We start from the raw sequence: 9,032 nt of genomic DNA, 5'->3' as shown, positions 1-9,032 counted from the left end.
GGCTCCGGCAGCGCCACGGGTACAAGACACCCGATCAGATCAGGGCTGAACAAAAAGCCCTTGAACCCGAAGCCGCCACGGGGGTTAAGATGGCGGCCTAACCAGCGCAACGCGCTGTCTCAAAACCGGGCCCCGGTACACTGCCCCTTGCCTGTCAGCGTTTGGACGATAGCCGAATTTCACCACAGCAATAGCAAACAACATTTTTCGGAGTTTGTTGTATTTGTTGCTCTCACCCGAAGTAAGCCGATCAAGCTTCTGCGCATCATCTTCCGCGAAAGCCATGACAGCCTCAGCAAGCGCCTCGGGCGCTTCAATACGAGCGCGATATGCTACCTCTAGAGCCTCTGTTGGCGAAACTTTGGAAGGCACATCTTCGGTGCGAAAGTGAAACTGCAGGGCGTCACGGGCAGCGCGTCGCTTATCGTTTTTCAGGTCCAGATTAACACCCGGATCAATCTTTTCGATTTTCCAAGGATCAAGACCGACCAAGAGGTATTCGGCTTCTAGCCAAGTCCAGTATTTGGCGCGCGCCCATCTATCCACATCGACGCAAATGTCGGGCTCTTCACTCACTTTGGTCAATCTCCCTGTCCGCTTGTTGCACCCCGTTGCAGGTCATCAAGCAGGTCGGCCCACCACTGCGCCATCTCTACGCGTTCGTCCCAGAACGCCCCCCGCGCATAGGCACGACGCACCTCGTTGCCTTCAATATGGGCCAAAGCCCGTTCGATCGCGTCAGGGTTCCAAAGGCCGCTTTCATTTGCAAGAGACGAGAACGTGGCCCTGAACCCGTGGGCCGTCATCTCTTCCTTTGAGAACCCCATTTTGCGCAGCGCTTGATTGAAGGTGTTCTCGCTCAGAGGTTTCACCTTCAGGCTCTGGGACGGTAGAACCATCGCGTCAGGGTGTGACAGCGTTTTCAACTCTTCGAGCAACTGCACGGCCTGAGTTGGCAACGGCGCAACGTGTTCCAGCCTGGACTTCATGCGCTCTTCCGGAATGGTCCATCTGCCGTGGTCCAGATCGAACTCGTCCCACTTGGCCAAGCGCAATTCGCCGGGGCGCACATGAAGGATCGCGAGCAGCCGGAGCCCTAGCTTTACCACTCGGTAGCCGCTGTATTCCTCGACGGAGATCAACAACCTTCCAAGCTGCGTTTTGTCTGTTATGGCGGCCCGAGACTTGACGCGCTTGCGAACCAGCGCGCCCTTCAATGAAGCCGTCGGATCGTTCGCGGTGACACCCGTTGCAATGGCGTAGCGAAACACCTCGCCGATAGTAGAACGCAGGCGACTGGCAGTCTCCAGATTTCCAGCCTTCTCCTGCTTCTTGAGCACGGCCAGAACCTCACTGGGTGTGATCTCCATGATCGGTCGCTCGCCCAGCTTTTCGTTCGCCATATCGAGCAACCAAGACTTTTTCTTGATTGTTTGCTCGGCTTTTCCTTCACGCCTGTTCTTATCCAGAAGTTCCTCCGCCAAGACCTCAAAGCGGCCACGTGCAGCGATCTCGGCAGCTAGCTTGCGCTCTTTCTTGACTGAGCCCGGATCAATCCCTTCCAATAGAAGCTTCTTGTCTCGATCGCGCTTGTCTCGCGCATCTCGCAATGAAATCAATGGGTAAGGCCCGTATGACATCAACTTTTCTTTACCCATGAAACGGTATTTGAAGTGCCAATGTTTCGATCCATTTGGTTTTACCCAAATGAACAGGCCATTTGCGTCGGCCTTCTTGTAAGCGCGATCCAAAGGTTTCAGCTTTTTCAGGGCGATATCGGTCAAAGGCATGCGATTTGATACCATTTTCGCACCCCGAATTCTACCCCCAAGTTTTTCGGCTTGAGGCGGACAAACGTGGAACACGCTGGACAACCAATGGGTGAAATCATTGATTATACAGATGTTTAGGACTGACTCGGACTATCGTGGAGGTTGTAGTGGTGCCCGGGGGCGGAATCGAACCACCGACACGAGGATTTTCAATCCACTGCTCTACCCCTGAGCTACCCGGGCACGGGTGAAGGCTTTCCTTCGGGTGGGCGTGTTCTAGGCGAGCCTTGGGGGGCTGTCCAGAGGGTTCTACAAAAAACTATTGGGGTTTTCGAAGGGCTTGCTCGACCGCTTCGAGGGCTTCTTCGACATCCTCGGGTTCTTCCGAAGGCACCGCATAGCCGCCCCGCAGCCACTTGGCCAGGTCCACGTCCGCGCAGCGCTTGCTACAGAACGGCCGGTATCGCGGGTCGGACGGGGCGGCGCAGATCGGGCAGCTCATGGCAGTAGCTCCGTCAGTGGCTGGCGCTGGCGCTGGCGCTGCAATTCGAAATTGCCCAGGGGCGTCCAGCCGGCAAGCGCGGTCTCGGTCGCATCGGCGCGAAAAGCGGCACGCAACGCATCCTCGAACACGCGGCGTTCCTTCTTGGGCATTGGCGCGGGGTCGATCAAGATCATCCCGCCCAGCCCGCGCAGCCGCAACTGGCGCGGCAGGTCACGCGCCGCGGCGATGTTGGCCTTGAGCCCCGCCGCCAGCGTGGTGTCGGCGCCGGTGTTCACGTCCACGGCGACGAGAGCGTGCGTTGCCTCGACATAAAGCGCGGCCTTGCCGGGCAGGTCCGCGCGCGGCGATTGCAGCGCCTCGATCGCGTCCAGCACGCCGTGGCTGTCAAAGCAGCCGGGGTCGGTCACCACGTCGGCGGGGGCGCTCCAATCACGCCAGGCCAGCGCGTGCGGGGCGTCGCCGGCAACCAGCAGTTCGGGCGCCCCGTCGGTATCCGCCGTCACCGCCTCTGCCAGATCGGCCATCGCGGTGATGTCCTCGGCGATGTCGCCCGCATCGGCGTCGGCGCAGGACGAACGCAGGATGACGCCCATGTCGCGGCCGTCCATCATCTGGTGCGCGACTGCCAGCAAGCTGTCGCGCAGATCGTCGTCGCGGATGCGGCGGCTGATGTTCAGGCCGGGGGCGTCTGGCGTGACGATGGCGTAGCGGCTCTTGAACAGCAGCCTGGACGTGACCGGGATTGCCTTGCCCGGCTCCGCATGGCCGGTTACCTGCACCAGCATCGGCTGGCCGGGCGAGATGCCGCGCACCTGCCGCACAAAGGCCGGGCCGTCGGGCGTGGTCAGGAACATGCCGCCCATGCCCTTGACCGGGCGGTCGGCGCGGGCCCGGTAGATGGCGCCGGGGCGCGGCGCGTCCGACGCGATCAGCAGATCGTCGAGACGACCATCGACCATCAGCGCCGCCGCCTCGCGCCCGCCAATGTGGTCGAGTATGATCTGCCGTCCCTTCATCCCTGCCCCCAGACCGGGTGACCGGCCGCCTGCAACAGCGCCGCCGCCTCGGCCAGCGGCAGGCCGACAACGGCGGTGAACGAGCCGTTGATCCACGGGATGAATGCCCCGGCCATGCCCTGAATGCCATAGCCGCCGGCCTTTCCCTGCCAGTCGCCGCTGGCGAGGTAGGCGTTGAGTTCGGCGTCCGACAGTCGCTTCATCCGTACCGTGGTGACAACGTCGCGTTGCCACAATTGCCCGCCCCGGCGCACCGCGACGGCGGTGATCACCTTGTGACGCCGTCCCGACAGCGCCAGCAGGAACTGCGCCGCCTCGCCCGCATCGGCGGGTTTGCCCAGGATGCGGCGGCCAAGCGCAACGGTGGTGTCGGCACACAACACCACGTCGTCATGCCCTGCCGCAACCGCTTCGGCCTTCTGGCGGGCGATGCGCTGGCAATAGGCGCGCGGCAACTCGCGCGGCTGCGGGGCCTCGTCGATGTCGGGGGGGCAGGTCACGTCGGGCACGACACCGATCTGCGCCAGCAACTGCTTGCGGCGCGGGCTGGCCGACCCGAGGATCAACGGCATTTACTTGAAGCGGTAGTTGATCCGACCCTTGGTCAGATCATAGGGGGTCATCTCGACCTGCACCTTGTCGCCGGCAAGAACCCGGATGCGGTTCTTGCGCATCTTGCCTGCCGTGTGCGCGATGATCTCATGGCCGTTTTCAAGCTCGACCCGGAACGTCGCATTCGGCAGGAGTTCCTTCACGACACCGGGGAATTCGAGCGTATCTTCCTTGGCCATGGTCTCTCCTTCGGAATGCGCCCCGCCAACGCGCGGGACGGGCGATAAATGAGCCTGTTCGCACCTCTTTTCAAGGGGAATCTTGGCGTAGCAGTGTCCGTTCGACATGGGCGAAGCGCGGAGCCTGTTCGGCCCAGTGCACGAGGTTGAGCACGTTGCCGTCCGCGCGCACCGCGGCGATCGCCGCGCGATCGACCCCGGCCAGCGTCCAGCCGGGCGCGTCATGGGTGCCCTCGGCAATCACGCCGGTGGGTGGGAAGCCGCGGTCGGGCGGGCCGAACACGCCACCGCGACCGGTGTTTTCCTCGACCGAGTAGAGCCGCGGCGCGGCGCCCGTGAGAGACGCGATCACCGTGACGCACTGGTTTTCCAGCGCCCGGGCCATGGCCCCGATCCGCACGCGCCAGTAGCCTTCCAACGCCTCGGTGCAACTGGGCACCAGGATCAATTCCGCGCCGGCCTCGGCCAGGCTGCGTGCCAGCAGGGGAAATTCGCCGTCATAGCATATCAGCACCCCGATCCGTCCCAACGCGGTGTCGAAGACCCGCAACGGCCCGCCGCCGGTGATGCCCCATTCGTCGCGCTCGTACGGGGTCATGATCTGCTTGTCCTGGTAGGCCTGCGCTCCGTCTGGAGCAAAGAAAAAAGCCCGGTTCACAACGCTTTGCCCGTCCCGCACCGGGGCCGATCCGCCCAGGATATGCACGCCGAACCGCGTGGCAAGGGTGCTATGCAGGGCATTGGCGTCCTCGATGCGCCCTGACACCGCGGTGATTGATTGCTGCGGATCGCCCGCCGCCTGCGCCCCCGCGAGACTGGCCAGTTCCATCGCGCCGTATTCGGGAAACACCAGCAGGTCGGCCCCCTGCCCCGCGGCATCGGCGACCCAGCGTGTCAGCTTGGTCTCGTAATCGGACCAGTGCGAAAACCAGTCGAGCGGATAGGTGGCGGTGGCGATCTGCATGGCGGTCATCCGTGACTGTGGCGCATCGGTCGCGCGCACCCTATCCCCGCCCCCGCGCAACCCGCAAGGGCAACCGCCCCGGCCCTGCGCCGGATCGCAGCGTCACAGCATGCGCATCCAGAATTGCAGCGGCTTCTCGGTCTCGGCAGGCTGGTCCAGATCCTTCCAGGCGAACCGTGCGATGGCGCCCGGCGCCGGCTCGATCCGGGTGATGGGACTCATCGCTGCGCCTCCTCCTCGGCGCGGGGCGGGCCCCATTTGCGAATCAGTTGTGCAACGATCTGGTCGCGGGTCTGACGATAGGCGTCCAGCTTGGCCTCGCGCGTCTCGCCAAGGCCCGACGGGTCCATGATCGGCCAGTATTCCACTTCGAGATGAAAGTACCGCGTCAATTCCAGCGCGCGGCGCTGGCTGGCGGGTGACAGGGCCACGATCAGGTCGAACGAGGACAGGTCGTCGCCCCATTGTTCCATCTCGTCGAAGCTGCGGGTGCGGTGGCGCGACAGCTCGACCCCGATTTCCTTGCACACCGCGATGGAAAAGCCGTCGATGTCCAGGTCGTCGGTCACGCCCACCGACTGCACATAGGAGTCGGTGCCGTAGAACTTCTTCATGATGCCCTCGGCCATGGGCGAGCGCACCGCGTTGTGGTCGCAGCAAAACAGAACCGACTGGGGAAGCGCATCGACCACCCGATCAGCCCCCGTAATGCAGAACGCATATCAGGGTGAACAGGCGCCGGGCGGTGTCGTCGTCGACCTCGGCCTTGCCTTCCAGCCGCTCCTGCAGGATGCGCGCGCCCTCGTTGTGGATGCCGCGACGGGCCATGTCGATCGTCTCGATCTGGCTGGGCGGCATGGTCTTGACGGCGTTGAAGTAGCTTTCGCAGATCGCCCAGTAGTCCTTGACCACCTGGCGGAAAGGCGACAGCGACAGGTGGAACTCTGCCACGTGATCCTGCGTGTCGGTGTCGATGTCAAAGACCAGGCGGCGCTCTCGGATCGACAGGCCCAGCCGGTACGGGCCATCGGGCACCTCCTGCCCATCGCGCGCCGGCAGGGCAAAGCTGTTGTCTTCCAGCAGGTCGTAGATGGCAACCTTGCGTTCCTGCTCGATCTCGGGGGTCGGCGGCGGCAGGTTGCGGTCGTCAAGGTCGATATGGCTGATGCGGGCCGTCATGGGATGCCTTCGCTTTGGTCGTCCGGGGGCTTTCGGGGCCGTCCGCCATGGATAGCCGCGATGGCGCGACGGCACAATCGCACACGCAGCACAAGCCGCCGCGCGGCGCTCAAACCAGGAACAGCGCCACCGCGATGATCGCCACCGCGATCACCCGCAGGCGCCGCGCCAGCGGCGACCAGAACCCGACCTCGCCGCGTACCGGCGACAGCAGGAACGGCACGATCACCAGCGGCAGCGCCAGCGACCGCAGGTCCGCCCCCGCACCGGGCTTGTCCAGCAGCGGCCCGGCAAGCAGCAGCACCGACAGGAAGGGCCAGCCGAAAAACAGCATCCGGCCACGCCGGTCGCGGGTAATGCGCCGCGCGGGATCGTCGACACCGGGCAGATGAACCAGCGCCTGCCGGTGCGGCAGTAACGCCACGATCAACCCGATTAGCAGTCCACCCCCGGCCCATTGCAGGATCAGCGCCGGCGCATGCGCCGGCCCCTGCCACGCGATCAGAACGGCGGCGGCCATGAAGGCCCAGCCGATGTAGAACGCATGCACCAGCAGCACCGGGTTATCCGGCCGGCGCGGCCCACGCATGGCCGCCGTGCCGATCAGAACGTCAAAGGCCATCAGAACCAGCGCGCCGCACATCAACGCCTGCCGCATCGGCGTGGGACCGTCCAGAAGCAGCGCGTAAACCAGGCAGAATACCCCGGCCGCCAGCGCCAGGGCGCCGGCGACGATGGCCGGAGATTGCTTCAATTCGTCCCGCTTCATCGCTCCCCTTCGTTCAGCTTGTCCAGTCGCGCACGCACGCTCAGGCCATGCGCCTCAAGGCTTTCCGACACCGCCAGCGTTTCGGCCGCCGGGCCGATGGCCGCCAGCGATGCAGGCGTCATGCGCGCCAGCGTCGTGCGCTTGAGAAAATCCATCACCGACAATCCCGACGAAAACCGCGCCGAACGCGACGTGGGCAGCACATGGTTCGGCCCGCCGACATAGTCGCCGATGGCCTCGGGCGTCCAATGCCCGAGGAAGATCGCGCCCGCGTGCCTGATGCGCTCGGACAGCGCGTCGGCGTCGGCCACGCACAACTCCAGGTGTTCGGGCGCGATGCGGTTGGCCAGCTCCGCGGCGCGGGTCATGTCGGGCACCGTGATGATGGCGCCGAAATCGCGCCAACTGGCCGCGGCGATGTCGCGCCGGGCCAGCGTTTCCAGCCGCTTGGCGACCGCGGCCGCGACGGCGCGGGCCAGCGCGGGGTCGTCGGTAATCAAAATGGATTGCGCGCTTTCGTCGTGCTCGGCCTGCGCCAGCAGGTCCAGCGCCAGCCAGTCGGGGTCGTTGTCGGCGTCTGCCACGACCAGTATCTCGGACGGCCCGGCGATCATGTCGATACCGACGCGGCCGAACACCCGCCGCTTCGCCGCCGCGACGAATGCGTTGCCGGGGCCGGTGATCTTGTCCACCGGCGGGATCGTCTCGGTCCCGTAGGCCAGCGCGGCGATCGCCTGCGCGCCGCCGATGCGGTAAATCTCGTCCACCCCGGCCAGCCGCGCGGCCAGCAGCACCAGCGGGTTGACCCGGCCATCGGGCGTGGGCACCGCAATCGCCAGCCGTTCGACCCCGGCCACGCGGGCGGGGATCGCGTTCATCAGCACCGACGACGGGTACGAGGCCAGCCCGCCCGGCACGTAAAGACCCGCCGCCGCGACCGGCGTCCAGCGCCAGCCCAGCGTGGCGCCTTCCGGGTCGGTCCAGCTTTGGTCCTCGGGCATCTGGCGGGCGTGGTAGGCGCGGATGCGCTCGGCCGCCAGTTCCAGCGCCGCGCGCTCGGCCGGGGGCACTGCGGCGATCTCGGCATCGACTTCGGCCGCGGTAAAGGCAAGGCGGTCTGCACTCAGCCGCAGCCGGTCGAACCGTTCGGTCAGCTCGATCAGCGCGGCATCGCCGCGGGCGCGAACGTCGGCGATGATGCGCGCGACGATGTCATCCACGTCGGTGCTGTCCTCGCGCTTGGCACCCAAGAGCGCGGCGAAAGCGGCGTCGAAGTCGGGCTGCGCGGCGTCGAGTATCTGGGGCATGGTCCCTCCGGGTTTCACCCGCGGGACATAGCGGGCGGCGCCGCGCGCCTCAAGCCTTCTGATCGGCCGGGCGGACCACGTAGACCGAGCAATCCGAGTGGCGCACCACGCGCGCGGCGTTGGGGCCCAGCAGGTAGTCACGCAACTCCGGCCGGTGCGAGCCGATGACGATCAGATCGCTGCCGGCCTCGCGCGCGGCGTGCAGGATCTCTTCATAGGCCTTGCCGGTGGCAACGATATGGCGCACGCCCTCGTTGGCCGCGTCCCCGATCGTGTCACGCACGAAGTCGTCGAGCAATTCGCGCGCCCGCGCCACGGCCTTGTCGTGGAAATCGGGGTCGAAATAGCCGCCGACGACGCTCATCCCGAAGTCGGGCACCACGGTGATGACGTCCAGATGCGCTTCGTCCATTCGGGCCATCTTGTGAGCGATGCGCAGCACCTCGGCATCGGTGTCGGGCTGGTTGACGTCGATTGCGCACAGGATCTGGCTGCTCATGCGGGCACTCCCTTTTACTTGCGTAGCCGCAGGTGTTGCAGGAAGGCGACCCCGCCCAGCAGCAGCAGCGCCGGGATGAAAAGCAGCTCCTGCGGGGGCTGGTCGGCGGGCACCTTGATCTCGGTGATGCGCACCGGCGTATCGCCATAGAAATCGAACCCCGACAGGGCGCTTTCGATCGGGGTGCCGAACATCGGCTGGTCAAGCTCTGTCTCTTATACACATCTCCG

The 9,032-nt window shown here is 65.1% G+C and carries 12 protein-coding genes, 1 tRNA gene and 2 pseudogenes; all 15 read right to left on the bottom strand.

Going from position 1 to position 9,032, the window contains the following annotated elements; translation table 11 throughout:
- Positions 1 to 84: 84 nt before the first annotated feature.
- The gene (locus tag Q0L89_RS09055) at positions 85 to 585 is read right to left on the bottom strand and encodes a hypothetical protein (RefSeq protein WP_296764076.1); all 501 of its coding nucleotides are present in this window, start codon (positions 583 to 585) and stop codon (positions 85 to 87) included.
- Complete coding sequence (locus tag Q0L89_RS09050) at positions 582 to 1,790, bottom strand: integrase arm-type DNA-binding domain-containing protein (protein WP_296764073.1); 1,209 nt, start codon at positions 1,788 to 1,790, stop codon at positions 582 to 584. Before Q0L89_RS09050 ends, Q0L89_RS09055 begins: the two co-directional genes overlap by 4 nt.
- A 150-nt stretch (positions 1,791 to 1,940) precedes the next feature.
- Positions 1,941 to 2,015: transfer RNA gene (locus tag Q0L89_RS09045), tRNA-Phe, on the bottom strand.
- Between the two features lie 76 nt (positions 2,016 to 2,091).
- A complete protein-coding gene (gene yacG / locus Q0L89_RS09040; protein ID WP_296764071.1) occupies positions 2,092 to 2,274 on the bottom strand; it encodes a DNA gyrase inhibitor YacG in 183 nt (60 codons plus the stop codon).
- On the bottom strand, positions 2,271 to 3,293 hold the full coding sequence (locus Q0L89_RS09035) for a ribonuclease E/G (RefSeq protein ID WP_296764068.1): 1,023 nt from the start codon (positions 3,291 to 3,293) through the stop codon (positions 2,271 to 2,273). Before Q0L89_RS09035 ends, yacG begins: the two co-directional genes overlap by 4 nt.
- A complete protein-coding gene (locus Q0L89_RS09030; protein WP_296764066.1) occupies positions 3,290 to 3,865 on the bottom strand; it encodes a nucleoside triphosphate pyrophosphatase in 576 nt (191 codons plus the stop codon). Before Q0L89_RS09030 ends, Q0L89_RS09035 begins: the two co-directional genes overlap by 4 nt.
- Positions 3,866 to 4,084: a translation initiation factor IF-1 gene (gene infA / locus Q0L89_RS09025; RefSeq protein ID WP_005978431.1), complete on the bottom strand. Its 219-nt coding sequence runs from the start codon at positions 4,082 to 4,084 to the stop codon at positions 3,866 to 3,868. It lies immediately after the preceding gene.
- Between the two features lie 70 nt (positions 4,085 to 4,154).
- A complete protein-coding gene (locus Q0L89_RS09020; RefSeq protein WP_296764062.1) occupies positions 4,155 to 5,048 on the bottom strand; it encodes a carbon-nitrogen hydrolase family protein in 894 nt (297 codons plus the stop codon).
- Positions 5,049 to 5,150: 102 nt separating this feature from the next.
- Positions 5,151 to 5,246: pseudogene (locus Q0L89_RS09015) on the bottom strand (GNAT family N-acetyltransferase); the annotation flags it as partial.
- A gap of 20 nt (positions 5,247 to 5,266) precedes the next feature.
- A complete protein-coding gene (locus Q0L89_RS09010; RefSeq protein WP_296764059.1) occupies positions 5,267 to 5,740 on the bottom strand; it encodes a low molecular weight phosphatase family protein in 474 nt (157 codons plus the stop codon).
- 4 nt (positions 5,741 to 5,744) lie between these two features.
- The gene (locus Q0L89_RS09005) at positions 5,745 to 6,227 is read right to left on the bottom strand and encodes a UPF0262 family protein (RefSeq protein ID WP_296764056.1); all 483 of its coding nucleotides are present in this window, start codon (positions 6,225 to 6,227) and stop codon (positions 5,745 to 5,747) included.
- 109 nt (positions 6,228 to 6,336) lie between these two features.
- Positions 6,337 to 6,996, bottom strand: a complete 660-nt coding sequence (locus tag Q0L89_RS09000; RefSeq protein WP_296764054.1) for a hypothetical protein — start codon at positions 6,994 to 6,996, stop codon at positions 6,337 to 6,339.
- On the bottom strand, positions 6,993 to 8,303 hold the full coding sequence (gene hisD, locus Q0L89_RS08995; protein ID WP_296764051.1) for a histidinol dehydrogenase: 1,311 nt from the start codon (positions 8,301 to 8,303) through the stop codon (positions 6,993 to 6,995). The genes Q0L89_RS09000 and hisD overlap by 4 nt, the downstream gene beginning before the upstream one ends.
- Positions 8,304 to 8,352: 49 nt before the next feature.
- The gene (locus Q0L89_RS08990) at positions 8,353 to 8,802 is read right to left on the bottom strand and encodes a universal stress protein (RefSeq protein ID WP_296764048.1); all 450 of its coding nucleotides are present in this window, start codon (positions 8,800 to 8,802) and stop codon (positions 8,353 to 8,355) included.
- Positions 8,803 to 8,816: 14 nt separating this feature from the next.
- Positions 8,817 to 8,999, bottom strand: a pseudogene (locus Q0L89_RS08985) (DUF3394 domain-containing protein); the annotation flags it as partial.
- Positions 9,000 to 9,032 lie beyond the last annotated feature (33 nt).

The sequence above is a fragment of the Sediminimonas sp. genome (assembly GCF_024637375.1).
GTDB lineage: Bacteria > Pseudomonadota > Alphaproteobacteria > Rhodobacterales > Rhodobacteraceae > Sediminimonas.
The sequence above is the reverse complement of the archived record's forward strand: the minus strand, read 5'-3'. Positions and strand labels throughout refer to the sequence as shown.